A 26,705-nucleotide genomic window follows, 5' to 3' on the forward strand; every position below is an offset into this window, starting at 1 on the left:
CCATGGCTCCGACTTCCACACCGCAGACCCCCTTCGGGCGGGTGCTGACCGCCATGGTCACGCCATTCACGCCGGATGGCGCTCTCGATCTCGACGGCGCGCAGCGGCTCGCTGCCCATCTGGTGGACTCCGGCAATGACGGTCTCATCGTCAACGGCACCACCGGAGAGTCCCCGACCACCAGCGATGCGGAGAAATCGCAGCTGGTCCGCGCCGTGGTCGATGCGGTGGGCGACCGCGCCTTTGTCGTCGCCGGAGCCGGCACCAACGACACCCACCACAGCCTTGAGCTGGCCCGCGCCGCCCAGGACGCCGGCGCCCATGGCCTGCTCGCGGTGACCCCGTACTACAGCAAGCCCCCGCAGGAGGGCCTGCTCCGCCACTTCACGGCGATCGCGGACGCCACCGAGCTGCCGGTGATGCTCTACGACATCCCGGGCCGCAGCGGTGTCCCGATCAACACCGAGACCATGGTCCGGCTCGCCGAGCACCCCCGGATCGTCGCCAACAAGGACGCCAAGGGCGACCTCGGCCGCGCCAGCTGGGCCATCGCGCGCTCCGGCCTCGCCTGGTACAGCGGCGACGACATGCTGAACCTCCCGCTGCTGTCGGTCGGCGCCGTCGGCTTCGTCTCCGTGGTCGGCCACATCGTGACCCCCGAGCTGCGCGCCCTCCTGGACGCCCACCTCAACGGCGACGTCACCAAGGCCACCGAGATCCACCAGAAGCTGCTGCCCGTCTTCACCGGCATGTTCCGCACCCAGGGAGTCATCACGACGAAGGCCGCGCTCGGCCTCCAGGGTCTGCCGGCCGGTCCGCTGCGGCTGCCGCTCGTGGAGCTCTCCCCCGAGGAGACCGAGCAACTGACGCGCGATCTTGCCGCCGGCGGGGTACAGCTCTGATCACAGACTTCATAACTGAATACGGACCAACAATCGCCCTACAGCAAGTGCACGAATGTCATGCGCGCCACGTGCCCTCGACGGCAGCGTGGCGCGTGTGGTGAGGAGAGTCTTTTGAGTCATCCGCATCCTGAGCTCGGCGCCCCGCCGAAGCTTCCCAAGGGTGGCCTGCGCGTCACCCCCCTCGGCGGCCTGGGTGAAATCGGCCGCAACATGACGGTCTTCGAATACGACGGCCGGCTGCTGATCGTCGACTGCGGAGTGCTCTTCCCCGAGGAGGAGCAGCCCGGAATCGACCTGATCCTTCCGGACTTCACGTCCATCAGGGACCGTCTCGACGACATCGACGGCATCGTGCTCACCCACGGGCACGAGGACCACATCGGTGGCGTCCCCTACCTGCTGCGCGAGAAGCCGGACATCCCGCTCATCGGCTCGAAGCTGACCCTCGCCCTCATCGAGGCCAAGCTCCAGGAGCACCGCATCCGCCCCTACACCCTTGAGGTGAAGGAGGGCCACACCGAGCGGATCGGCTCGTTCGACTGCGAATTCGTCGCGGTCAACCACTCGATCCCGGACGCGCTGGCGGTCGCCATCCGCACCCCCGCGGGCATGGTCGTGCACACCGGCGACTTCAAGATGGACCAGCTCCCGCTGGACCGCCGTCTGACCGACCTCCCCGCCTTCGCGCGACTCGGCGAGGAAGGCATCGACCTTCTGCTCTCCGACTCCACGAACGCCGAGGTGCCGGGCTTCGTCCCACCCGAGCGGGACATCTCCAACGTCCTGCGCACGGTCTTCGCGAACGCCCAGAAGCGCATCATCGTCGCCAGCTTCGCCAGCCATGTGCACCGCATCCAGCAGATCCTCGACGCCGCCCATGAGTACGGCCGCCGGGTCGCCTTCGTCGGCCGCTCGATGGTCCGCAACATGGGCATCGCCCGCGAGCTGGGCTATCTGAAGGTCCCCGCCGGCCTGGTCGTCGACGTCAAGGTGCTCGACGATCTCCCGGACGACGAGGTCGTGCTGGTCTGCACGGGTTCTCAGGGCGAGCCGATGGCCGCCCTCTCCCGGATGGCCAACCGCGACCACCAGATCCGGATCGTCCAGGGCGACACGGTGATCCTGGCCTCGTCCCTCATCCCGGGCAACGAGAACGCGGTCTACCGCGTGATCAACGGCCTCACCCGCTGGGGCGCGGATGTGGTCCACAAGGGCAATGCCAAGGTCCATGTCTCGGGCCACGCCTCGGCCGGCGAGCTGCTGTACTTCTACAACATCTGCAAGCCGAAGAACCTCATGCCGGTGCACGGCGAATGGCGCCATCTGCGGGCCAACGCCGAGCTGGGCGCCCTGACCGGAGTGCCGAAGGACCGGATCGTCATCGCCGAGGACGGCGTGGTGGTCGACCTGGTCGGCGGCGTCGCCAAGATCGTCGGCAAGGTCAAGGCCGGCTACGTCTACGTCGACGGCCTCTCGGTCGGCGATGTCACCGAGGCCCACCTCAAGGACCGCCGGATCCTCGGCGACGAGGGCATCATCTCGGTCTACGTGGTCGTGGACAGCACCACCGGCAAGATCGTCGGTGGCCCGGACATCCACGCCCGTGGCTCGGGCATCGACGACGCCGCCTTCTCGGGCGTGATGCCCAAGATCGACGAGGCCCTGGCCAAGTCGGCACAGGACGGCATCACGGAGCCCCATCAGCTCCAGCAGCTGGTCCGCCGCACGGTCGGCAAGTGGGTGTCGGACAACTACCGCCGCCGCCCGATGATCCTCCCCGTGGTCGTCGAGGTCTGACGCACAGAGTCGTACGAACGTACTCAAGTCGGAGCGGGGCGCCTGGATTTGCATCCAGGCGCCCCGCTCCAGTACGTTTACGGCTCCGCCTGACCGGGAAGCGCCGCACGCTGTGCGTACGGAGCACCCCGCGAAGCCGGGCGGAATTCCGACCCAGAGCAATCTGATAAAGTCGGATCAGCCGAAAGGCACTCCCCTCCGACGGGAAATCGGAACGATTCGAACCGGAAACGGAACGAAATCGGATCTGGTAAAGTCGGAAACGCGAAGAAGCCCGAAAGGCGGAAACGCACCGGCGAAAATCGGGCCCGCAAGGATCTGATAGAGTCGGAAACGCAAGACCGAAGGGAAGCGCCCGGAGAGCCTGGTGAGACAGGCACAAAGGAAGCGTCCGTTCCTTGAGAACTCAACAGCGTGCCAAAAGTCAACGCCAGATATGTTGATACCCCGTCCACCGGAAACACTTCCGGAGGATGAGGTTCCTTTGAAAAGTCCATCCCGCCCATGTGGTGCGGATGGCACACACAGCGAGGACGCTGTGAACGACCGGACCTATTCCGTCTGGTCGTTCCGCTCTCGTGTGTGTTTCACCGGATTACCGGTAAACATTCACGGAGAGTTTGATCCTGGCTCAGGACGAACGCTGGCGGCGTGCTTAACACATGCAAGTCGAACGATGAACCTCCTTCGGGAGGGGATTAGTGGCGAACGGGTGAGTAACACGTGGGCAATCTGCCCTTCACTCTGGGACAAGCCCTGGAAACGGGGTCTAATACCGGATACGACCACCGACCGCATGGTCTGGTGGTGGAAAGCTCCGGCGGTGAAGGATGAGCCCGCGGCCTATCAGCTTGTTGGTGGGGTGATGGCCTACCAAGGCGACGACGGGTAGCCGGCCTGAGAGGGCGACCGGCCACACTGGGACTGAGACACGGCCCAGACTCCTACGGGAGGCAGCAGTGGGGAATATTGCACAATGGGCGAAAGCCTGATGCAGCGACGCCGCGTGAGGGATGACGGCCTTCGGGTTGTAAACCTCTTTCAGCAGGGAAGAAGCGAGAGTGACGGTACCTGCAGAAGAAGCGCCGGCTAACTACGTGCCAGCAGCCGCGGTAATACGTAGGGCGCAAGCGTTGTCCGGAATTATTGGGCGTAAAGAGCTCGTAGGCGGCTTGTCACGTCGGATGTGAAAGCCCGGGGCTTAACCCCGGGTCTGCATTCGATACGGGCAGGCTAGAGTTCGGTAGGGGAGATCGGAATTCCTGGTGTAGCGGTGAAATGCGCAGATATCAGGAGGAACACCGGTGGCGAAGGCGGATCTCTGGGCCGATACTGACGCTGAGGAGCGAAAGCGTGGGGAGCGAACAGGATTAGATACCCTGGTAGTCCACGCCGTAAACGTTGGGAACTAGGTGTGGGCGACATTCCACGTCGTCCGTGCCGCAGCTAACGCATTAAGTTCCCCGCCTGGGGAGTACGGCCGCAAGGCTAAAACTCAAAGGAATTGACGGGGGCCCGCACAAGCAGCGGAGCATGTGGCTTAATTCGACGCAACGCGAAGAACCTTACCAAGGCTTGACATACACCGGAAACGTCTGGAGACAGGCGCCCCCTTGTGGTCGGTGTACAGGTGGTGCATGGCTGTCGTCAGCTCGTGTCGTGAGATGTTGGGTTAAGTCCCGCAACGAGCGCAACCCTTGTTCTGTGTTGCCAGCATGCCCTTCGGGGTGATGGGGACTCACAGGAGACTGCCGGGGTCAACTCGGAGGAAGGTGGGGACGACGTCAAGTCATCATGCCCCTTATGTCTTGGGCTGCACACGTGCTACAATGGCCGGTACAATGAGCTGCGATACCGCGAGGTGGAGCGAATCTCAAAAAGCCGGTCTCAGTTCGGATTGGGGTCTGCAACTCGACCCCATGAAGTCGGAGTTGCTAGTAATCGCAGATCAGCATTGCTGCGGTGAATACGTTCCCGGGCCTTGTACACACCGCCCGTCACGTCACGAAAGTCGGTAACACCCGAAGCCGGTGGCCCAACCCCTTGTGGGAGGGAATCGTCGAAGGTGGGACTGGCGATTGGGACGAAGTCGTAACAAGGTAGCCGTACCGGAAGGTGCGGCTGGATCACCTCCTTTCTAAGGAGCATCTAGATCTCGTAAGAGATCCAGAGCCACTACGTCGGCAAATGTTCGACGGTGGTTAGCTCATGGGTGGAACGTTGACTATTCGGCACACTTGATTCTCTGGAAGTTAGTACTGCTTCGGCGTGGAACGCTTCCGGGAGATTGAGTGGGTCGGGCACGTTGTTGGGTATCTGAGGGTACGGACTGATGTCTGGACCTTCGCGATGCTGGCCCCAGTGAACTCAGCCTTCGGGTTGGGGTGGTGGGTGGCTGGTCGTTGCTTGAGAACTGCACAGTGGACGCGAGCATCTGTGGCCAAGTTTTTAAGGGCGCACGGTGGATGCCTTGGCACCAGGAACCGATGAAGGACGTGGGAGGCCACGATAGGCCCCGGGGAGCTGTCAACCAAGCTTTGATCCGGGGGTGTCCGAATGGGGAAACCCGGCAGTCGTCATGGGCTGTCACCCGCTGCTGAACACATAGGCAGTGTGGAGGGAACGCGGGGAAGTGAAACATCTCAGTACCCGCAGGAAGAGAAAACAACCGTGATTCCGGGAGTAGTGGCGAGCGAAACCGGATGAGGCCAAACCAGTCACGTGTGATACCCGGCAGGGGTTGCGTGGTTGGGGTTGTGGGATCTCTCTTTCACAGTCTGCCGGCTGTGAGACGAGTCAGAAACCGTTGATGTAGGCGAAGGACATGCGAAAGGTCCGGCGTAGAGGGTAAGACCCCCGTAGCTGAAACATCAGCGGCTCGTTTGAGAGACACCCAAGTAGCACGGGGCCCGAGAAATCCCGTGTGAATCTGGCGGGACCACCCGTTAAGCCTAAATATTCCCTGGTGACCGATAGCGGATAGTACCGTGAGGGAATGGTGAAAAGTACCGCGGGAGCGGAGTGAAATAGTACCTGAAACCGTGTGCCTACAAGCCGTGGGAGCGTCGCACAAGGAACTTGTTCCTTGTGTCGTGACTGCGTGCCTTTTGAAGAATGAGCCTGCGAGTTTGCGGTATGTTGCGAGGTTAACCCGTGTGGGGAAGCCGTAGCGAAAGCGAGTCCGAATAGGGCGTTGAGTAGCGTGCCCAAGACCCGAAGCGGAGTGATCTAGCCATGGGCAGGTTGAAGCGGAGGTAAGACTTCGTGGAGGACCGAACCCACCAGGGTTGAAAACCTGGGGGATGACCTGTGGTTAGGGGTGAAAGGCCAATCAAACTCCGTGATAGCTGGTTCTCCCCGAAATGCATTTAGGTGCAGCGTCGTGTGTTTCTTGCCGGAGGTAGAGCACTGGATAGGCGATGGGCCCTACCGGGTTACTGACCTTAGCCAAACTCCGAATGCCGGTAAGTGAGAGCGCGGCAGTGAGACTGTGGGGATAAGCTCCATGGTCGAGAGGGAAACAGCCCAGAGCATCGACTAAGGCCCCTAAGCGTGTGCTAAGTGGGAAAGGATGTGGAGTCGCAGAGACAACCAGGAGGTTGGCTTAGAAGCAGCCATCCTTGAAAGAGTGCGTAATAGCTCACTGGTCAAGTGATTCCGCGCCGACAATGTAGCGGGGCTCAAGCACACCGCCGAAGTCATGTCATTGCAGCAATACTCCCAACGGAGGCTGTGATGGGTAGGGGAGCGTCGTGTGCCGGGTGAAGCAGCCGTGGAAACGAGTTGTGGACGGTTCACGAGTGAGAATGCAGGCATGAGTAGCGATACACACGTGGGAAACGTGTGCGCCGATTGACTAAGGGTTCCTGGGTCAAGCTGATCTGCCCAGGGTAAGTCGGGACCTAAGGCGAGGCCGACAGGCGTAGTCGATGGACAACCGGTTGATATTCCGGTACCCGCTTTGAAACGCCCAATATCGAATCCATTAATGCTAAGGCCGTGAAGCCGGCCTGGAGTCTTCGGACAAAGGGACGTGGTGGAGCCGCCGATCCAAGGTGGTAGTAGGTAAGCGATGGGGTGACGCAGGAAGGTAGTCCAGCCCGGGCGGTGGTTGTCCCGGGGTAAGGGTGTAGGGCGCTGTCCAGGTAAATCCGGACAGCATGAAGCCTGAGACCTGATGCCGAGCCGATTGTGGTGAAGTGGATGATCCTATGCTGTCGAGAAAAGCCTCTAGCGAGTTTCATGGCGGCCCGTACCCTAAACCGACTCAGGTGGTCAGGTAGAGAATACCGAGGCGTTCGGGTGAACTATGGTTAAGGAACTCGGCAAAATGCCCCCGTAACTTCGGGAGAAGGGGGCCATTGCTGGTGATGAGTTTTGCACTCTGAGCTGGTGGTGGCCGCAGAGACCAGCGAGAAGCGACTGTTTACTAAAAACACAGGTCCGTGCGAAGCCGTAAGGCGATGTATACGGACTGACGCCTGCCCGGTGCTGGAACGTTAAGGGGACCGGTTAGTCACATTTCGGTGTGGCGAAGCTGAGAACTTAAGCGCCAGTAAACGGCGGTGGTAACTATAACCATCCTAAGGTAGCGAAATTCCTTGTCGGGTAAGTTCCGACCTGCACGAATGGCGTAACGACTTCTCGACTGTCTCAACCATAGGCCCGGTGAAATTGCATTACGAGTAAAGATGCTCGTTTCGCGCAGCAGGACGGAAAGACCCCGGGACCTTTACTATAGCTTGATATTGGTGTTCGGTTCGGCTTGTGTAGGATAGGTGGGAGACTTTGAAGCGGCCACGCCAGTGGTTGTGGAGTCATTGTTGAAATACCACTCTGGTCGTGCTGGATGTCTAACCTGGGTCCGTGATCCGGATCAGGGACAGTGTCTGGTGGGTAGTTTAACTGGGGCGGTTGCCTCCTAAAGAGTAACGGAGGCGCCCAAAGGTTCCCTCAGCCTGGTTGGCAATCAGGTGTTGAGTGTAAGTGCACAAGGGAGCTTGACTGTGAGACTGACGGGTCGAGCAGGTACGAAAGTAGGGACTAGTGATCCGGCGGTGGCTTGTGGAAGCGCCGTCGCTCAACGGATAAAAGGTACCCCGGGGATAACAGGCTGATCTTCCCCAAGAGTCCATATCGACGGGATGGTTTGGCACCTCGATGTCGGCTCGTCGCATCCTGGGGCTGGAGTCGGTCCCAAGGGTTGGGCTGTTCGCCCATTAAAGCGGTACGCGAGCTGGGTTTAGAACGTCGTGAGACAGTTCGGTCCCTATCCGCTGTGCGCGTAGGAGTATTGAGAAGGGCTGTCCCTAGTACGAGAGGACCGGGACGGACGAACCTCTGGTGTGCCAGTTGTCCTGCCAAGGGCATGGCTGGTTGGCTACGTTCGGAAAGGATAACCGCTGAAAGCATCTAAGCGGGAAGCCTGCTTCGAGATGAGTGCTCCCACCCCCTTTGAGGGGTTAAGGCTCCCAGTAGACGACTGGGTTGATAGGCCAGATATGGAAGCCCGGTAACGGGTGGAGTTGACTGGTACTAATAGGCCGAGGGCTTGTCCTCAGTTGCTCGCGTCCACTGTGTAGGTTCTGAAGTAACGACCTGTGTCATGTCCGGGTTGATATCTTCATAGTGTTTCGGTGGTCATTGCGTTAGGGAAACGCCCGGTTACATTCCGAACCCGGAAGCTAAGCCTTTCAGCGCCGATGGTACTGCAGGGGGGACCCTGTGGGAGAGTAGGACGCCGCCGAACAATTTTTCAGCTCCGGTCCCTGAACCTCTGGTTCAGGGACCGGAGCTTTTTTGTTCTGCCCCCCGGGTGATGGGCGTAACTCGAAGTTCATCTCAGCTGACCAGGATCCGTGTCATGCGGACAGTAGGAACGCTCAAGTCAGCCGGTGTGCGCGCGGGTGATGAGGTCGTGGTGCCGGCGTACGGCAGCGCCGAGGTGACCCGGGCCGTGGTGGAGTTGGGCGCGGTGCCGGTGTTCGCCGATGTGGACGGCGACAGCTACTGCCTCGACCCGGCCGCGGTGTCGGACGTGGTGACGAGTCAGACCGCGGCCGTCGTGGCGGTCAACCGCTTCGGGCGGCGGGCGGATGCCGGCTGGATCCGTGAAGTGGGCCAGCGGCACGGCCTGCTGGTGCTGGTGGAGGACGAGCCCGGGGCGGACCCGGAGGGCGCGGAGCTGCGCCGGACGCATGCGGCCTATCTGGACAGCAGGCTCAACGGGGTCGGAACGCCGACGCCGGCGGCGGGGCACACCTACGAGCAGTATGTGGTGCGGGTGCCGGGCAACGGGCGGCCGGACCGGGACGCGTTCGCGCGGACGTTGCGGGCCAAGGGGGTGGCGTGCCGGGTGCCCGTGCTGGCTCCGGTGTACCGGATGCCGGGGCTGCGGCGGGATGTGTTTCTGCCTCAGACGGAGCGCGCGGTGGACGAGACGCTGGCGCTGCCTGTGCATGCGGGGATGTCGCGGCGGGAGCTGCACAAGATGGTCGGTGCGTGCAATGCGCTGGGCGGATTGCTTCAGCCGGCGTTTTAGCGAGTGGCCCGGGTGCGGTTCGAACCTGCCGCCGAGTTGGGGTAATATCTATTCCGTTGCCGCGCCCCAATAGCTCAGTCGGCAGAGCGTCTCCATGGTAAGGAGAAGGTCTACGGTTCGATTCCGTATTGGGGCTCCAGAGGACAAGGCCCCCGCCAAATGGCGGGGGCCTTTGTCGTGTTGGGACGCGGTGCGCAATGGGCGTCAGTTTTGCGGGGATTCGATATAGGCCAGGCCGTGGGCGCCCGACATATCGGCGCGGTCGACTTCCAGGGTGGCGAGCGGGCTCAGGGTGGTGAGGTCGACGACGGTGACGGTGTGGGAGAGATTCGCGGAGACATAGCCGAGGCGGCCGTCGGGGGAGGAGGTGATGGTGAGGGGTGCCCGGCCGACCTCGACCTCACCCACGGGGGCGAGGGTATCGGCGGCGAAGACGGTCAGGACTCCCGGAAGTTGAGCGTCCAGGGAGCCGCCGGCTGTGCTGCTCAGGCGCAGTTCGCCGGCCAGCAGCAGGCCGGTCGAGGTGGCGTGGACCGGCATGACCTGTCCCTTGGTGGGGAGGGTGCGGATGATCTCGTGGGTGGCGGTGTCGATGACGTGGATGCCCGTCGGCTCGGAGGGTGGGGCGGTGAAGTTGGCCTTCGGGGCCGCCACGTACGCATGACGGCCGTCGGGGGCGACGGCGAGGCCCTCGCTGCCGGTGACGGGGACGCGGCCGATGCACTCATCGCGTTCGAGGTCGACGACGGAGACGAACGGGGCTTCCTTGTTGGTGGTGTAGCCGAACCGTCCGTCGGGGGTGACGGCGAACCAGTGCGGGCCGGGGGCCATCGTGGAGATGCGGCCGATACGGGCGTGGGTGCGGGTGTCGAGGACCAGGACGCCGCCGGGCTCGGTGTCGGTGGCCTCCACGCTGGCGTACAGCCGGCCGCGGGCGCGGTCGAGGGCCAGACCGTGCGGGGCGTGGTCGGGGGCGGTGTCGAGGGTCTTCACGATGCTGCGGGTGTCGACGTCGATGACGGTGATCTGGTGGGACCGGCCCTGGTGGGCGTTGTAGAAGCCGGAGCGGTAGGTGCTGGCGCAGTACAGCAGCCGGTGGTCCGGGTCGTAGCAGAGCTCATGGGGCTGCGGCGGGACCGGCAGCACCTCAAGACGTTCGTGGGTGGCGGCGTCGAAGAAGGTGACGGTCGAACCGGTCTGGCTGACGACGGCGAGCAGGTCGCCGGGCTTGCCGGCGGGTGTGGAAGTCATGGTCCGTAGCGTGGGCGCCCGTTGGGGATGACTCCAGTGCAAGGCAGGCAACGGTGCCTTGCACTGCACGCAAGGGTGCAGGTGGTGACAGGAGCAGCGGCCGGGCGGCTGTGAGCCGGTTCACACGGGCCGCTGCCCCGGGGTCAGCCGGCCTGGAACTCGGGGACGCGCAGGGCGAGGATGGCCATGTCGTCGGAGGCGGGTTCGGCGGCGAAGCGTTCCACGGCGCGCAGCACGCGGGCGGCGACCGCGCCGGCGGTGAGGCCCGTACAGGTCGTCAGGACGTCGGTGAGGCCGTCGTCGCCGAGCATGCGGGTGCCCTCGCGGCGTTCGGTGACGCCGTCGGTGACACACAGCAGGACGTCGCCGGGGTCGAGGGTGACGGTCTGTTCGTAGAGCTCCAGGTCGTCCATGACGCCGAGGAGCGGCTGGGGTTCGGCGGCCGGTTCGACCGTGCCGTCCTGGCGCAGCCGGAGCGGCAGGGGATGGCCGGCGCAGACGACCTTGAGGACGGCGCTGCCGTCCTCCTGCGGCCACAGCTCGCCGTAAAGGAGCGTCAGGAAGCGGCTGCGGGCGCCCTCGTCGAGGATGGCGGCATTCAGGCGCTCCAGGACGGCCGGGCCGCCGAAGCCCTCGCGGGCGAGCAGCCGCAGTGCGTGCCGGGCCAGGCCGGTGACCGCGGCGGCCTCCGGGCCCGTGCCGCAGACATCGCCGATGGCGAAGCCGTACGCGCCGTCGCGGATGGGGAACAGGTCGTAGAAGTCGCCGCCGACCTCGTTGCCCTCACCGGCCGCGCGGTAGATGACCTCGACCTCCACGCCGGGGATGACGGGCAGTTCGGGGGGCAGCAGGCTGCGCTGGAGGGACTGGCTGATGGCCGTGCGCTCGGAGTAGAGGCGGGCGTTGTCCAGGGCGAGCGCGGCCCGGCGGGAGAGGTCCTCGGCGAGTTCCAGGATCTCCTGGCGGAAGTGCTCCTCGGTGGGCTTGCCCAGGGTGAGCATGCCGATGACGCGGTTGCGGGCGACGAGGGGGAGCACGACGGTCTCGCCGCCGACGGCGGAGGCGGTGGCGAGCGTGGCGCCCGGACCGGTGGACGGGCGGGCGGAGTTGCCCAGACCGAGGCTGCGCATCGAGGTGCGCAGTGCGGCGTCGTGGGCGGCGTCGCTGGGGGCGGTCCATACCCGCGCGCCGGGGGTGGGCACCGGCTCGGGCGGATCGACCTTCATCAGCAGGGTCTTGAGGCCGTCGATACGGTCCTCGTCCTCGTGCAGGACGTAGGAGAGTTCGGGCTCGGAGGTCGGGTCGGCGACGGTGTAGACCGCGCACCAGGTGGCGAGGGTGGGGACCGTCATCTGGGCCATCAGGGCCAGGGTCTGGTCGCGGTCGAGGGTGCCGGCCAGGAGGTCGGAGGCCTCGACGAGGAAGGAGAGGGAACCGCGGCGCAGCTTCTCCAGCTCGGTCAGCCGGGCGCGTTCGACGGCGAGGGCGATGCGGTCGGCGGCGAACTGGAGCCGCAGCGCCTCCTCGTTCGTGTAGCGGCCGGCGCCCTCCGCGGCGACGCCGAGGGAGCCGGTCAGCCGGCCCTCGACCTTCAGCGGGACGGTGACGACCGAGCGCATGCCCGTGCCGCTGAGGAGGGGGACGGCGCCGGGGACGGCGGTGAGGTCCTCGTGGACGGCGGGCATCCGGGCGGAGCCGTAGCGTCCGGATCCGGCCTCGACGGGGACGCGGGCGAACCGCTGGCGGGCGGAGGGCAGGCCCGTGGAGGCGCGGACCTCCAGCTCGGTCTCGTCGTCGGTGGCCAGGAGGAGGTAGGCGGCGTCACCGTCGAGCATGTCGCGGGCGCGTTCGACGGTGCGTTGGAGCAGGCCGTCGAGGTCGTCCGGGGCCGGGGAGCCGATGAAGACCTCGAACGGGTCGGACGGGCGTCCCTCGGCCTGGGCGGCCTGGGAGGCGGCGTCCGGGGCGGGCGTGCGCTGCGGGCTCTGGAGGATCGCGCGTTCGTGGTCGCGCACCAGGAGGCAGACCGTGGAGGCCTCGCCGTCGGCGTCGCGGACGCGCAGGTGGGAGGCGTAGACCGGGACGACCCGGCCGTCGGCGCCCCTTATGCCGTAGGAGCCCTCCCAGCGGGACAGCTGGAGCGCCTCGGCGATGCCGGTGCCGGTGCCGGGGGTGTGCGGCCAGGCGGCGAAATCGGTGAGCGGTTTGCCGATGACCTGCTCGGGGTCATAGGCGAAGAGGTCCTGGGCGTCCTCGTTCCAGAAGCTGATGCAGCCGCCGCGGTCGATCTGGATCACGGCGACGCGGACCCGGGCGTCGGTGACCGGGAGGGCGTCCACGGGCAGCGCGGGGCCCGCGGAGCGGGTGCCGGCCGGGCGCTCGGGCAGATCGAGCTGGAACCACACGTGCTTCTGGGCGGCGGTGTACTCGACGCCCCAGCGGGAGGCCAGCGCGCCGCACAGCAGCAGGCCGCGGCCGCCCTCGCGGTCGGGGTGGACGACGACCTGGCCGGCGTTCTGGAGCGGGATCTCGCGTTCGGGGTAGCGGTCGGCGACGGAGATCTTCACTCCGCCGTCGTGGCGCAGACACAGCACATCGGCGGCGGTGCCGGCGTGCACCACCGCGTTGGTCACCAGCTCACTGGTCAGGACGACGGCGTCGTCGACGATGTCGGCGCAGCCCCAGCCCTGGAGGGTGTCGCGGACGAACGCACGGGCAGTGGCGACGGAGCGCCCGACCGGCTCGAAGGTTGCGGCGGCCCGCGCGGTGATCACTGGTCTCCTCATGCGTGTGTCGGTGATCTGCTCCCCCATGGTCGCGGCGCCCCTCCGAATACCTGTTGTGCTCGCCCCACCGCCCGTGCTCCATGGCCGGGGCGGTGGACAGCCGTATGCCAGGTTACTTACCTTCGCCGCACCCAAGGATGCCGGTCACGTGTGTTTCCGCCCCAATCGTGCACCGGGACGGTGTGCGATGCTGCCGAACTGTTATGGCCTGGTTGAGCCATGGTGAAACACTGGGCAAGTATCAAGAGAAAGCCCGGGTAGAACGGTCAACCCTGCGGGAGGGACACGGTGGAGTCTGGCGCAGCGGCGCGGGGCGCAAGCACGCGCGCGAAAGGCGGACGATCCCGGAACAACGGGACGACCGAAGTGGATACGGCTGCGCTGAATCGGCTGTTGGTCGCGTTGGTGGCCATGCGGGACGGGAACTTCCGCAAACGGCTCACGGTTTCCGGCGACGGCGTCATGTCGGAGATCGCGGCGGTCTTCAACGAGGTCGCGGACCGCAATCTGCACCTCACGGGCGAGCTGACGCGGGTGCGCCGGGTCGTCGGGCGTGAGGGAAAACTCACGGAGCGGCTGGAGGTCGGCGCCGCCGAGGGCTCCTGGGCCGCGGCGATCGACGCCTCGAACGCGCTGGTCGACGACCTCGTACGGCCCGTCTCCGAGGTGGGACGGGTGCTGTCGGCGGTCTCCGAGGGCGACCTGGAACAGCGGATGGATCTGCGCTCGCGCAGTTCGGACAGTTCTTCGGAGCACCCTCTGCGGGGTGAATTCCTGAAGGTCGGCCGGACCGTCAACGGGCTGGTGGATCAGCTCTCCGCCTTCACCGACGAGGTCACGAGAGTGGCCAGTGAGGTCGGTACGGAGGGCAAGCTCGGCGGCCAGGCACGGGTGCGCGGAATGTCGGGTTCGTGGAAGGACCTCACGGAATCCGTCAACACCATGGCGTCCCGGCTGACGGCGCAGGTACGTGACATTGCTCTCGTCACCACGGCGGTGGCCAAGGGTGATCTGTCGCGCAAGGTGACCGTCCATGTCTCCGGCGAGATGCTGGAGCTGAAGAACACCGTCAACACGATGGTCGACCAGCTCTCCTCGTTCGCCTCCGAGGTGACACGGGTCGCCCGTGAGGTCGGTACGGAGGGTGAGCTCGGTGGTCAGGCGCAGGTCCCCGGCGTCGCCGGCGTGTGGAAGGACCTGACGGATTCGGTCAACCTCATGGCCGGCAACCTCACCGCGCAGGTGCGCGGGATCGCGCAGGTCACCACGGCCGTCGCGAATGGTGATCTGTCGCAGAAGGTCACGGTCAGTGCACGCGGCGAGGTCGCGCAGCTGGCCGACACGATCAACACCATGACCGAGACGCTGCGGACCTTCGCGGACGAAGTGACGCGGGTGGCGAACGAGGTCGGCGCCGAGGGCCAGCTCGGTGGTCAGGCGCAGGTGCCGGGCGCGGCCGGCACGTGGAAGGACCTCACCGACTCGGTGAACACCGCCTTCCGCAACCTGACGGCGCAGGTGCGGGACATCGCGCAGGTGACGACGGCGGTCGCCAACGGTGACCTCTCGCAGACGGTCACCGTCGATGTGGCCGGTGAAATGCTGGAGTTGAAGAACACCGTCAACACGATGGTGGGTCAGCTGTCGTCGTTCGGCGCCGAAGTGACGCGCGTTGCGCGGGAGATCGGGGTCGAGGGCGAGCTGGGCGGCCAGGCGGCGGTGCCCGGTGCCGCGGGGACGTGGAAGGACCTCACGGACTCCGTGAACACCGCCTTCCGCAACCTCACCGGGCAGGTGCGCAACATCGCCCAGGTGACGACCGCGGTGGCCAACGGTGACCTCTCGCAGAAGGTGACCGTCGATGTCTCCGGCGAGATGCTTCAGCTGAAGAACACCGTGAACACCATGGTGGACCAGCTGTCGTCGTTCGCCGACCAGGTCACACGGATGGCCAGGGACGTGGGCACCGAGGGCCGGCTGGGCGGTCAGGCCCGGGTGGACGGCGTCAGCGGCACCTGGAAGGAGCTGACCGACTCCGTCAACTTCATGGCGGGGAACCTGACTTCACAGGTGCGGCAGATCGCGCAGGTGACGACGGCGGTCGCGCGTGGTGACCTGTCGCAGAAGATCGACGTGGACGCGCGCGGCGAGATCCTGGAGCTGAAGAACACCATCAACACGATGGTCGACCAGCTCTCCGCCTTCGCCGAGCAGGTCACCCGGGTCGCCCGGGAGGTCGGTACGGACGGCCGGCTGGGCGGTCAGGCACAGGTGCCGGGCGTCGCGGGCGTCTGGCGCGATCTGACCGACTCCGTGAACGGCATGGCCGGCAACCTGACGGCCCAGGTCCGCAATATCGCGCAGGTCGCCACGGCGGTCGCGCGCGGTGACCTGTCGCAGAAGATCGACGTGGATGCCCGGGGCGAGATCCTGGAGCTGAAGAACACCCTGAACACCATGGTCGACCAGCTCTCCTCGTTCGCGGAGCAGGTCACCCGGGTCGCCCGTGAGGTGGGCACCGAGGGCATCCTCGGCGGCCAGGCCGAGGTGCAGGGCGTCAGCGGTACGTGGAAGGACCTCACCCAGTCCGTCAACTTCATGGCGAACAACCTCACCTCGCAGGTGCGCAACATCGCCGAGGTGACGACCGCGGTGGCCCGTGGTGACCTCTCCAAGAAGATCACCGTCGACGCCAAGGGCGAGATCCTCGAACTGGTCACGACCGTCAACACGATGGTCGACCAGCTGTCGTCGTTCGCCGAGCAGGTGACCCGGGTGGCCCGAGAAGTGGGCACCGAGGGCCAGTTGGGCGGTCAGGCGCGGGTGCCGGGTGCCACCGGCATCTGGCTGGACCTCAGCGACAACGTGAACCTGATGGCCAACAACCTGACCATCCAGGTGCGGAACATCTCCCAGGTCTCGGCGGCAGTTGCCAACGGAGACCTCACCAAGAAGGTGACGGTCGAGGCGCGCGGCGAGGTCGCGCAGCTCGCCGACACGGTCAACACGATGGTCACGACGCTGTCGTCGTTCGCCGACGAGGTCACGCGAGTGGCCCGCGAGGTGGGCACCGACGGCATCCTGGGCGGTCAGGCCCGCGTCCCCGGCGTCGCCGGTACGTGGAAGGACCTCACCGAGTCCGTGAACTCGATGGCCAACAACCTGACCGGCCAGGTCCGCAACATCGCCATGGTCACCACCGCCATCGCCAAGGGTGATCTGACCAAGAAGATCGACATCGATGCGCGGGGCGAGATCCTCGCGCTGAAGACCACCATCAACACCATGGTCGACCAGCTGTCGTCCTTCGCGGAGCAGGTCACCAGAGTGGCCCGCGAGGTGGGGACGGAAGGCCAGCTGGGCGGGCAGGCGCAGGTGCGCGGCGTGGCCGGCACCTGGCGCGACCTGACCGAATCGGTGAACGAGATGGCGGGCAACCTCACCCGTCAGGTGCGGGCCATCGCCGCGGTCGCCGCGGCGGTCACCCTCGGCGATCACAACGTCCGGATCGATGTGGACGCGGCCGGCGAGATCCTGGAGCTCCAGGACAACGTCAACACCATGATCTCCACGCTCCGGGAGACCACCCTCGCCAACGAGGAACAGGACTGGCTCAAGGGCAATCTCGCCCGGATCTCCGGTCTGATGCAGGGCCGGCGCGACCTCAAGGACGTCGCCACGCTCATCATGAGCGAGCTCTCGCCCGCGGTCTCCGCCCAGCACGGCGCGTTCTTCCTCGCCGCGCAGCCCGACAGCCAGGAGATCGGCGCGGACGGCGGCGAGGCCGGTGCGTACGAGCTGCGGCTGATGGGCTCGTACGGCTACGCCATGGGCGGGATGCCGACGACCTTCCGGCCGGGCGAGACCCTGATCGGCACGGCCGCGGAGGAGGGCCGCACGATCCTGGTCGAGAACGTCCCGTCCGGCTATCTCAAGATCGCCTCCGGGCTGGGTGAGGCGCCGCCGGCCAATGTGATCGTGCTGCCGGTGCTGTTCGAGGACAAGGTGCTCGGGGTGATCGAGCTGGCGTCCTTCCAGCCGTTCACCCAGATCCAGAAGGACTTCCTCAGCCAGATCGCCGAGATGATCGCGACCAGCGTCAACACCATCTCGGTGAACACCAAGACCGAGGTGCTGCTCAAGCAGTCGCAGGAGCTGACCGAGCAGCTCAAGGAGCGGTCGGGCGAGCTGGAGAGCCGGCAGAAGGCGCTGGAGCTGTCCAACACCGAGCTGGAGGAGAAGGCCGAGCAGCTGCGCGCGCAGAACCGCGACATCGAGGTGAAGAACACCGAGATCGAGGAGGCGCGGCAGGTCCTGGAGGAGCGTGCCGAGCAGCTCGCGGTCTCGATGCGCTACAAGTCGGAGTTCCTGGCGAACATGTCGCACGAGCTGCGCACACCGCTCAACTCCCTGCTGATTCTGGCCAAATTGCTGGCCGATAACGCCGAGGGGAATCTCTCCCCGAAGCAGGTCGAATTCGCCGAAACCATCCATGGCGCCGGTTCCGACCTGCTCCAGCTGATCAACGACATTCTCGACCTGTCCAAGGTCGAGGCCGGCAAGATGGACGTCAGCCCGACGCGGATCGCGCTGGTCCAGCTCGTCGACTACGTGGAGGCCACGTTCCGGCCGCTGACCGCGGAGAAGGGACTCGACTTCTCCGTACGGGTCTCCCCGGAGCTGCCGGCGACACTGCACACCGACGAGCAGCGGCTGCTCCAAGTGCTGCGCAATCTGCTGTCCAACGCGGTGAAGTTCACCGACAGCGGCGCCGTCGAGCTGGTGATCCGGCCGGCCGGCGCGGATGTCCCGGTGGCCATCCGGGAGCAGCTGCTGGAGCACGGTTCCCTGCGCGACCCGGACGCGGACATGATCGCCTTCTCGGTGACCGACACCGGGATCGGCATCGCCTCCAGCAAGATGCGGGTCATCTTCGAGGCGTTCAAGCAGGCGGACGGCACGACCAGCCGCAAGTACGGCGGCACGGGTCTGGGCCTGTCCATCAGCCGGGAGATCGCCCGGCTGCTGGGCGGCGAGATCCACGCCGCGAGTGAGCCGAACCGCGGCTCCACGTTCACCCTCTACCTGCCGCACAACCCGGGCGGGCTGCCGCCGCAGGGCTACCCGCAGCTGGTGGCCGGCGGCATCGCGATGGACGCGGAGGCGCGCGAGACGGAGGTCGGGCAGCAGGAGGCCGAGGAGCAGCCGGAGCACGAGCAGGGCTCCAGCCTCAACCGGCGCCGCCGCCGGGCGATTCAGGGCACCCCGCGGCGCTTCGAGCTCTCCGGGCGGCAGCCGTCCCCGGCGCCGCAGCAGGCGCCCCCGGCGCCGCCGCAGCCGGCTCCCCAGCAGCCCGCGGAGGAGCCCTGGCTCGGCAACGGCCAGGATCTGGTGGACCCGGCTTTCGAGGGCGGCTTCCACGGTGAGAAGGTGCTGATCGTGGATGACGACATCCGCAACGTCTTCGCCCTCACCAGCGTCCTGGAACAGCACGGGCTGTCGGTGCTCTACGCGGAGAACGGGCGCGAGGGGATCGAGGTCCTGGAGCAGCACGACGACATCGTGCTGGTCCTGATGGACATCATGATGCCGGAGATGGACGGCTATGCGACCACGGCGGCGATCCGCCGGATGCCGCAGTTCGCCGGACTGCCCATCATCGCGCTGACCGCGAAGGCGATGAAGGGCGACCGGGAGAAGAGCATCGACTCCGGAGCCTCCGACTACGTGACCAAGCCGGTGGATACCGATCATCTGTTGTCGGTCATGGAGCAATGGATGCGGGCGGAGTGACGGAGCGTCCAGTATGGAGGGGAAAGGGGATCATCGCGTGCTGACTCAGTGTTGCCGCGGACGTGTGGAGGCGTGGGATTCGGGGAACCTTCTGGTCCCTGTCTGCGTTTCTGCAACGTGCACAGTGACATCGCGGTGACAGGGTGTGGCGACAGGCGGGGTGCAGCTACCATGACCGGCACAAGGACGGGCGGCATGACGGAGTCGTCCCCTGGGGCGGCGTCCGGTTCGATGCCGGGGCGAGGAGGACGGGCCATGGTGCAGAAGGCCAAGATCCTCCTGGTCGATGACCGGCCGGAGAATCTGCTGGCGCTGGAGGCGATCCTCTCTGCGCTCGATCAGACACTGGTGCGGGCATCGTCCGGGGAGGAAGCGCTCAAAGCACTGCTCACGGACGATTTCGCGGTGATTCTGCTCGATGTGCAGATGCCGGGGATGGACGGATTCGAGACCGCCGCGCACATCAAGCGGCGCGAGCGGACCCGGGACATCCCGATCATCTTCCTCACGGCCATCAACCACGGCCCGCATCACACCTTCCGCGGGTACGCGGCCGGCGCGGTGGACTACATCTCCAAGCCGTTCGACCCGTGGGTGCTGCGCGCCAAGGTCTCGGTGTTCGTCGAGCTGTACATGAAGAACTGCCAACTGCGGGAGCAGGCTTCCCTGCTGAGGCTTCAGCTGGAGGGCGGACGGACGAGCGCCGACGAGGCGCGGGAGTCCGCGGGGCTGCTCGCCGAGCTCTCCGCGCGGCTGGCCGCGGTCGAGGAGCAGGCCGAGGCGCTGTCCAAGCAGCTGGACGAGACGGCGGACGCGGCGACGGTCGCCACCGCGGCGCATCTGGAGCGCAAACTGACCGGACTGCGCAGGGCGCTGGACGCCCTGGAGCCGGGGTCGGGAAGCGTCGCGGGGTAACTGACACCCCTTCATGAGACGGGCGCGCGACACGTTCGGGTGAAGCGCCGTGCGCTCGTGTCATGCCTGCGTTCGCCTGTAATCTCGTCGCCATGGCCTCACGTACGTCCGGCAAGGGAACCCAGAGCACGGCGGGCCCCTCGAAGCAGCGCGCCGGACGGACCGCGGGCGGCGCCGCCAAGAAGACCGCCGCGAAGAAAACACCCGCGAAGCCGCCGGCCAAGAAGGCGGCCGCGAAGAGGGCACCGGCCAAGAAGACCGCCGCCAAGAAGGCCGCGCCCAAACCGGCGCCGTCACCCACCGGCGGGGTCTACCGTCTCGCCCGCGCCTGCTGGCTCGGGCTCGCGCACGGCATCGGGGCGATGTTCCGCGGTGTGGGCCGCGGCGCGAAGAACCTCGATCCGGCGCACCGCAAGGACGGACTGGCGCTGCTGCTGCTCGGGCTGTCGCTGGTGATCGCGGCCGGCACCTGGTCGAACCTCAGCGGCCCGGTCGGCGACCTCGTCGAGCTGCTGGTGACCGGCGCCTTCGGCCGGCTCGATCTGGTCGTACCGATACTGCTGGGCGGCATCGCCGTACGCCTCATCCGGCACCCCGAGCAGCCGGAGGCCAACGGCCGGATCGTGATCGGGCTGTCCGCGCTGGTGGTCGGCGTCCTCGGGCAGGTCGCGATGGCCTGCGGCTCGCCGGGCCGGGACAACGGCCTGGCCGCCATACAGGACGCCGGCGGCTACCTCGGGTGGGTCGCGTCCAAGCCGCTGATCTTCACCGTCGGACAGACCCTGGCGGTGGCGCTGCTGGCGCTGCTGACCCTCTTCGGGCTGCTGGTGGTCACCGCGACGCCGGTGAACGCCATCCCGCAGCGGCTGCGGGCGCTCGGCATCAAGCTGGGCGTGGTGCATCCCGAGGTGGAGTACGACGAGGTCGAGGACTACGCGGAGGAGTGGCGCGAGCAGCCCGTACGCAAGCCGCGCCGCAGCGCCGCCGCACCGGCCGCGCAGGACCCGGACGCGATAGAGGAAGCGGCGCTGGCCAAGCGGCGCCGGCCGCGCCGGGCCTCCGCACAGTCCGACCCGGACCGGCCGATGGACGCGGTGGACGTCGCCGCCGCGGCCGCCGCCGCGCTGGACGGCGCGGTGCTGCACGGCGTCCAGCCGTCACCGCTCGTCGCCGGCCTCAGCAGCAGCATCTCCGGGGAGCGGCGCGGCCGCGACGGTGAGGACACCGCGGGGGAGAGCGGCACGGTGCCGCCGGCCCGCGGCGCGGAGCCGGAGCCGTCCACGAACGAGCGCACCCCGGCCGTGCCGGACTTCACCAAGGCCGCGCCCGAGCCCTCGGGTGAGCTGCCGGCCCGCGCCGAGCAGCTCCAGCTGTCCGGCGACATCACCTACTCGCTGCCCTCCCTGGACCTGCTCTCCCGGGGCGGTCCAGGAAAGACCCGCAGCGCCGCGAACGACGCCATAGTGACCGCGCTGACCACGGTCTTCCAGGAGTTCAAGGTCGATGCCGCGGTCACCGGCTTCACCCGCGGCCCGACGGTCACCCGCTACGAGGTCGAGCTCGGCCCGGCGGTCAAGGTCGAGAAGATCACCGCCCTGGCCAAGAACATCGCCTACGCGGTGGCCAGCCCCGACGTCCGCATCATCAGCCCGATCCCCGGCAAGTCCGCGGTCGGCATCGAGATCCCCAACACGGACCGCGAGATGGTCAACCTCGGCGATGTGCTGCGGCTGGCTGACGCGGCGGGCGATGACCATCCGATGCTGGTGGCGCTCGGCAAGGACGTCGAGGGCGGCTACGTCATGGCCAACATGGCGAAGATGCCGCACGTCCTGGTGGCCGGTGCCACCGGCTCCGGCAAGTCCTCCTGCATCAACTGCCTGATCACCTCGGTGATGGTCCGGGCCACGCCGGAGGACGTCCGGATGGTGCTGGTCGACCCCAAGCGCGTCGAGCTGACCGCGTACGAGGGCATCCCGCATCTGATCACGCCGATCATCACCAACCCCAAGCGCGCCGCCGAGGCGCTCCAGTGGGTGGTGCGCGAGATGGACTTGCGCTACGACGATCTCGCCGCCTACGGCTTCCGGCACATCGACGACTTCAACGAGGCGGTCCGCAGCGGCAAGGTCAGCTCTCCCGAGGGCAGCGAGCGCGAGCTGGCGCCGTACCCGTATCTGCTGGTCATCGTGGACGAGCTGGCGGACCTGATGATGGTCGCGCCGCGGGACGTGGAGGACTCGATCGTCCGCATCACCCAGCTCGCCCGCGCGGCAGGCATCCACCTGGTGCTCGCCACCCAGCGCCCGTCCGTCGATGTGGTCACCGGCCTGATCAAGGCCAATGTGCCCTCCCGGCTCGCGTTCGCCACCTCCTCGCTCGCCGACAGCCGGGTCATCCTCGACCAGCCGGGCGCCGAGAAGCTGATCGGCAAGGGCGACGGGCTGTTCCTGCCGATGGGCGCCAACAAGCCGGTGCGCATGCAGGGCGCCTTCGTGACCGAGGAGGAGGTCGCGGCCGTCGTCCAGCACTGCAAGGACCAGATGGCGCCCGTCTTCCGCGACGACGTCACCGTCGGCACGGCGAAGAAGAAGGAGATCGACGAGGACATCGGCGATGACCTCGATCTGCTGTGTCAGGCCGCTGAGCTGGTGGTTTCCACCCAGTTCGGGTCGACGTCGATGCTTCAGCGCAAGCTGCGGGTGGGCTTTGCCAAGGCCGGCCGGCTGATGGACCTGATGGAGTCGCGGAACATCGTCGGGCCGAGCGAGGGTTCCAAGGCTCGTGACGTTCTTGTGAAGCCTGATGAACTGGACGGAGTGCTGGCGGTGATCCGGGGGGAGGCTACCGAGTAGCACAGACATCCGGGTCACTCGTAGGAAAGAAGAAAGCAACCGTTTCTGCTGCCGAGACGTCAAGTTGAGGGAGATGAGGGAACGATGCCGCACCATCCAGCCCGAGGGCACCGCCGACGGCGTTCCGATGGCGTACAAAGTCCGCTCTCCCGCTTGCCCGACCCTTTCGCTCCACCCCTAGACTGAACTTCCAGCAGGTGGCTACACGCTCGAAAGGCGCCTCCGTGTCCATCGGCAACTCCCCCGAAGCAGACCGGCCTTCCGTCGGTGCTGCCCTCCAGAAGGCCCGTATCGGAGCGGGACTGACCGTCGAAGAGGTCAGTACGACGACACGGGTGCGCATCCCTCTCGTGCACGCGATCGAGCAGGACGACTTCTCCCGCTGCGGCGGCGACGTCTACGCCCGGGGGCACATCCGGGCGCTCGCCCGTGCCGTATCCCTCGATTCCCGACCCCTGATCGACCAGTTCGACGCCGAGCACGGCGGCCGGCCCGCGCCGACCCCCGCCGCACCGCTCTACGAAGCCGAACGGATCCGCTCCGAGCCGCGCCGCCCCAATTGGACCGCGGCGATGGTCGCGGCGATCGTCGCCGTGGTCGGATTCGCGGGCTTCACGCTCTTCACGGGCGGCGACAAGAGCGACGGCGGCTCGGTCGCGGCCGGTGACGCCCATGCGAAGCCGGCGCCGGCGCCCACCCGCCACCCCTCCACCATCCGGCCGACCCTCAAGCCCGAGCCCTCCGACAGCGCCGTCGCCGGCCTGCCGAAGGACAAGGTCACGATCAAGGTGACCGCCCGCGACGGCCAAAGCTGGATCTCCGCCAAGGACGCCAGCGGCAAACTCCTGGAAGACGGTCTGCTCAAGCAGGGCGAATCCAAGACCATCACCGACAAGAAGCGGATCGACCTGGTCCTCGGTAACGCCGGAGCCGTGCAGCTGTACGTCAACGGCAAGGAGGTCAAGCAGGTCGGCGAGAAGGGCACCGTGGAGCGGCTCAGCTACACGCCGGGGGACCCCCAGGCGGGCTGAGTGCCCTGGTCGGGGGGCGTCCGCCGCCCGGCCCCGGGCCCCGGGACCGGCGGCGGAGACCTGCTCGCCAAGGGGGTGGCCGGGACAAAGTAGGCTGAGCCCTATGCCCGAACGCCGTACCGTCGCCCTTGTCACTCTTGGCTGCGCCCGTAACGAGGTGGACTCGGAGGAGCTCGCAGGCCGCCTGGCAGCGGACGGCTGGGAGCTCGTCGAGGAAGCCGCCGATGCCGATGTCGCCGTCGTCAACACCTGTGGTTTCGTCGAGGCCGCCAAGAAGGACTCCGTTGATGCCCTGCTGGAAGCCAACGACCTGAAGGATCATGGCAGAACCCAGGCCGTGGTGGCCGTCGGCTGCATGGCCGAGCGCTACGGCAAGGAACTCGCCGAGGCGCTGCCCGAGGCGGACGGAGTGCTCGGCTTCGACGACTACAGCGATATCTCCGGCCGGCTCCAGACCATCCTGAGCGGCGGAAACGTCGAGGCCCACACCCCGCGCGACCGCCGCAAGCTGCTGCCGATCAGCCCGGCCGAGCGCCAGGGCTCCACCGCGGTCGCGCTGCCCGGCCACGCCCAGACCGGTGCCGACGAGCCGGCCGCCCCGCCCGAGGACCTGCCGGAGGGCATCGCGCCGGCCTCCGGACCGCGGGCCCCGCTGCGCCGCCGGCTCGGCACCAGCCCGGTCGCCTCCGTGAAGCTGGCCTCCGGCTGCGACCGGCGCTGCTCGTTCTGCGCCATCCCGTCCTTCCGCGGCTCCTTCATCTCCCGCCGGCCCTCCGATGTGCTCGGGGAGACGCGCTGGCTGGCCGGGGAGGGCGTCAAGGAGATCATGCTGGTCTCCGAGAACAACACCTCCTACGGCAAGGACCTCGGCGACATCCGCCTGCTGGAGACGCTGCTGCCGGAGCTGGCTGCCGTCGACGGCATCGAGCGGATCCGCGTCAGCTACCTCCAGCCGGCCGAGATGCGACCGGGGCTGATCGATGTGCTGACCGGTACCGACAAGGTCGCGCCGTACTTCGATCTGTCCTTCCAGCACTCGGCGCCCGGTGTGCTGCGGGCGATGCGGCGCTTCGGCGGCACCGACAGCTTCCTGGAGCTGCTGGAGACGATCCGGACGAAGGCGCCGCAGGCCGGAGCCCGCTCCAACTTCATCGTCGGCTTCCCCGGCGAGAGCGAGAGCGACCTGGCGGAGCTGGAGCGCTTCATCACCGAGGCCCGGCTCGATGCCATCGGCGTCTTCGGCTACTCCGACGAGGACGGCACCGAGGCCGCCTCGTACGAGGACAAGGTCGCCCCGGACGTGGTCGCCGAGCGGCTGGCGCGGGTCTCCCGGCTGGCCGAGGAGCTGACCGCGCAGCGCGCCGAGGAGCGGATCGGCGAGACGCTGCGGGTGCTGGTCGACCGGACCGACGACGAGGACGGTGTCGTCGGGCGGGCCGCGCACCAGGCCCCGGAGACCGATGGCGTCACCCTGCTGTCGACCGACCGGGAACTGGAGCCCGGTCGTATGGTCGAAGCAAAGGTGGTGGCGAGCGAGGGCGTGGACCTCGTCGCGGAGGTGCTGTCGGTGGAGGGCACGGGGTGTACCGAGGAGGCGGGCAGATGACCGGAGTCCCGGCATCCGCAGCGGGTGGCCCGCGCACGGCGCCGGTCGTCCGGCAGGCCGGGCTGTGGAACATCGCCAACGTCCTGACGATGCTGCGGCTGGTGCTGGTCCCGGCCTTCGTGCTGCTGCTGATGCACGACGACGGTACGGATCCGGTCTGGCGCGTCTTCGCCTGGGCCGCGTTCGCCGTCGCCATGATCACCGACGTGTTCGACGGGCATCTGGCGCGGGCGTACAACCTGGTCACCGACTTCGGCAAGATCGCCGACCCGATCGCGGACAAGGCGATCATGGGTGCCGCGCTGATCTGTCTGTCGGTGCTGGGTGATCTGCCCTGGTGGGTGACCGGCGTGATCCTCTTCCGGGAGCTCGGCATCACACTGATGCGGTTCTGGGTGATCAAGCACGGTGTCATTCCGGCCAGTCGTGGCGGCAAAATCAAGACATTGGCGCAGGGCACCGCGGTCGGGATGTACGTCCTGGTGCTGACCGGTCCGCTGGCCACCTTCCGCTGGTGGGTGATGGCGGTGGCGGTGGCGCTGACCGTCGTCACCGGGCTCGACTACGTCCGGCAGGCCGTGGTGCTGCGCCGGGCCGGGCTGGCCCGGGAGCGGGCCGTGCGCGCCGAGCGGGACGCGGCCCGGTGAGCGGGCCGGGTTCTGCCGCCGCCGGGGCGCTGGAGATGCTCGCCGGGCGGGGACAGAGCCTGGCTGTGGCCGAATCACTGACCGGCGGCCTGGTGGCGGGCGCGCTGACCGCCGTCCCGGGGGCCTCGCGGGTGGTCCGGGGCTCGGTCACCGCGTATGCGACCGAGGTCAAGCGCGAGGTGCTGGGCGTGGACGGCACTCTGCTGGCCGCGCGCGGTGCCGTGGACGGCGAGGTCGCCCGGCAGATGGCGAGCGGTGCGCGGCGGGTGCTGGGCGCCGACTGGGGCCTGGCCACCACGGGTGTGGCCGGCCCCGATCCGCAGGACGGGCATCCGGTGGGCACCGTTTTCGTGGCGGTGCAGGGACCGGACGGTGCCGGAGCGGTGCGCCGGCTGTCGCTGGCGGGGGATCGTGACCGGATTCGCCAGGACACCATTCGCGCCGTGCTCGCACTGTTGTTGAGCGAACTGACAGAAAATATGCGGGCACAGGATACGGAACAACACGGGGGGAATGGATGTTTGCAGCCCTGAGTGAACACGTACTTGCGCCCGGCACTGGTACCGCCCGAGGCGGTA

General features: G+C 67.0%; 12 protein-coding genes, 1 tRNA gene and 3 rRNA genes. 14 read left to right on the forward strand and 2 right to left on the reverse strand.

Annotated features, from left to right (window positions below; genetic code table 11):
- Positions 1-2 precede the first annotated feature (2 nt).
- The 7 genes from dapA to CP981_RS28420 all read left to right on the forward strand — a co-directional run bounded on the left by dapA (position 3) and on the right by CP981_RS28420 (position 9,382).
- Positions 3-902, forward strand: a complete 900-nt coding sequence (dapA, locus tag CP981_RS28385; protein ID WP_085927396.1) for a 4-hydroxy-tetrahydrodipicolinate synthase — start codon at positions 3-5, stop codon at positions 900-902.
- Between the two features lie 114 nt (positions 903-1,016).
- Complete coding sequence (locus tag CP981_RS28390; RefSeq protein WP_085927397.1) at positions 1,017-2,702, forward strand: ribonuclease J; 1,686 nt, start codon at positions 1,017-1,019, stop codon at positions 2,700-2,702.
- Positions 2,703-3,310: 608 nt separating this feature from the next.
- A 16S ribosomal RNA gene (locus tag CP981_RS28400) occupies positions 3,311-4,839 on the forward strand.
- Between the two features lie 301 nt (positions 4,840-5,140).
- Positions 5,141-8,261: ribosomal RNA gene (locus CP981_RS28405) — 23S ribosomal RNA — on the forward strand.
- Positions 8,262-8,334: 73 nt separating this feature from the next.
- Positions 8,335-8,451 (forward strand): 5S ribosomal RNA (gene rrf / locus CP981_RS28410).
- The 16S, 23S and 5S rRNA genes sit together here, the layout of an rRNA operon.
- A gap of 114 nt (positions 8,452-8,565) precedes the next feature.
- Positions 8,566-9,243, forward strand: a complete 678-nt coding sequence (locus CP981_RS28415) for a DegT/DnrJ/EryC1/StrS family aminotransferase (RefSeq protein WP_085925221.1) — start codon at positions 8,566-8,568, stop codon at positions 9,241-9,243.
- 63 nt (positions 9,244-9,306) lie between these two features.
- Positions 9,307-9,382, forward strand: a tRNA-Thr gene (locus CP981_RS28420).
- 65 nt (positions 9,383-9,447) lie between these two features.
- On the opposite strand, the gene CP981_RS28425 is transcribed toward CP981_RS28420, so the two are convergent.
- Positions 9,448-10,494 (reverse strand): YncE family protein, encoded by a 1,047-nt coding sequence (locus CP981_RS28425; RefSeq protein ID WP_085925222.1) that lies wholly within the window; start codon positions 10,492-10,494, stop codon positions 9,448-9,450.
- Between the two features lie 143 nt (positions 10,495-10,637).
- Entirely contained in the window at positions 10,638-13,307 is a 2,670-nt protein-coding gene (locus tag CP981_RS28430) for a SpoIIE family protein phosphatase (protein WP_425282171.1), read from the reverse strand.
- A 261-nt stretch (positions 13,308-13,568) separates the two neighbouring features.
- On the opposite strand from CP981_RS28430, the gene CP981_RS28435 reads away from it, so the two are divergent.
- The 7 genes from CP981_RS28435 to CP981_RS28465 all read left to right on the forward strand — a co-directional run bounded on the left by CP981_RS28435 (position 13,569) and on the right by CP981_RS28465 (position 26,660).
- The gene (locus CP981_RS28435; protein ID WP_085925224.1) at positions 13,569-19,073 is read left to right on the forward strand and encodes a HAMP domain-containing protein; all 5,505 of its coding nucleotides are present in this window, start codon (positions 13,569-13,571) and stop codon (positions 19,071-19,073) included.
- Between the two features lie 255 nt (positions 19,074-19,328).
- A complete protein-coding gene (locus CP981_RS28440; protein ID WP_085925225.1) occupies positions 19,329-19,988 on the forward strand; it encodes a response regulator in 660 nt (219 codons plus the stop codon).
- 92 nt (positions 19,989-20,080) lie between these two features.
- Positions 20,081-22,843 (forward strand): DNA translocase FtsK, encoded by a 2,763-nt coding sequence (locus tag CP981_RS28445; RefSeq protein WP_244329817.1) that lies wholly within the window; start codon positions 20,081-20,083, stop codon positions 22,841-22,843.
- 224 nt (positions 22,844-23,067) lie between these two features.
- A complete protein-coding gene (locus CP981_RS28450; RefSeq protein WP_085925227.1) occupies positions 23,068-23,874 on the forward strand; it encodes a helix-turn-helix domain-containing protein in 807 nt (268 codons plus the stop codon).
- A 103-nt stretch (positions 23,875-23,977) separates the two neighbouring features.
- On the forward strand, positions 23,978-25,480 hold the full coding sequence (rimO, locus tag CP981_RS28455) for a 30S ribosomal protein S12 methylthiotransferase RimO (protein WP_085925228.1): 1,503 nt from the start codon (positions 23,978-23,980) through the stop codon (positions 25,478-25,480).
- Entirely contained in the window at positions 25,477-26,127 is a 651-nt protein-coding gene (gene pgsA, locus CP981_RS28460) for a CDP-diacylglycerol--glycerol-3-phosphate 3-phosphatidyltransferase (RefSeq protein WP_085925229.1), read from the forward strand. Before rimO ends, pgsA begins: the two co-directional genes overlap by 4 nt.
- Positions 26,124-26,660 carry a CinA family protein gene (locus CP981_RS28465; protein ID WP_085925230.1) on the forward strand — a complete coding sequence of 179 codons (537 nt, stop codon included), beginning with the start codon at positions 26,124-26,126 and terminating at the stop codon, positions 26,658-26,660. The genes pgsA and CP981_RS28465 overlap by 4 nt, the downstream gene beginning before the upstream one ends.
- The last annotated feature ends 45 nt before the right edge of the window (positions 26,661-26,705 follow it).

It is taken from the genome of Streptomyces platensis, assembly GCF_008704855.1.
Taxonomy (GTDB): Bacteria; Actinomycetota; Actinomycetes; order Streptomycetales; family Streptomycetaceae; genus Streptomyces; species Streptomyces platensis.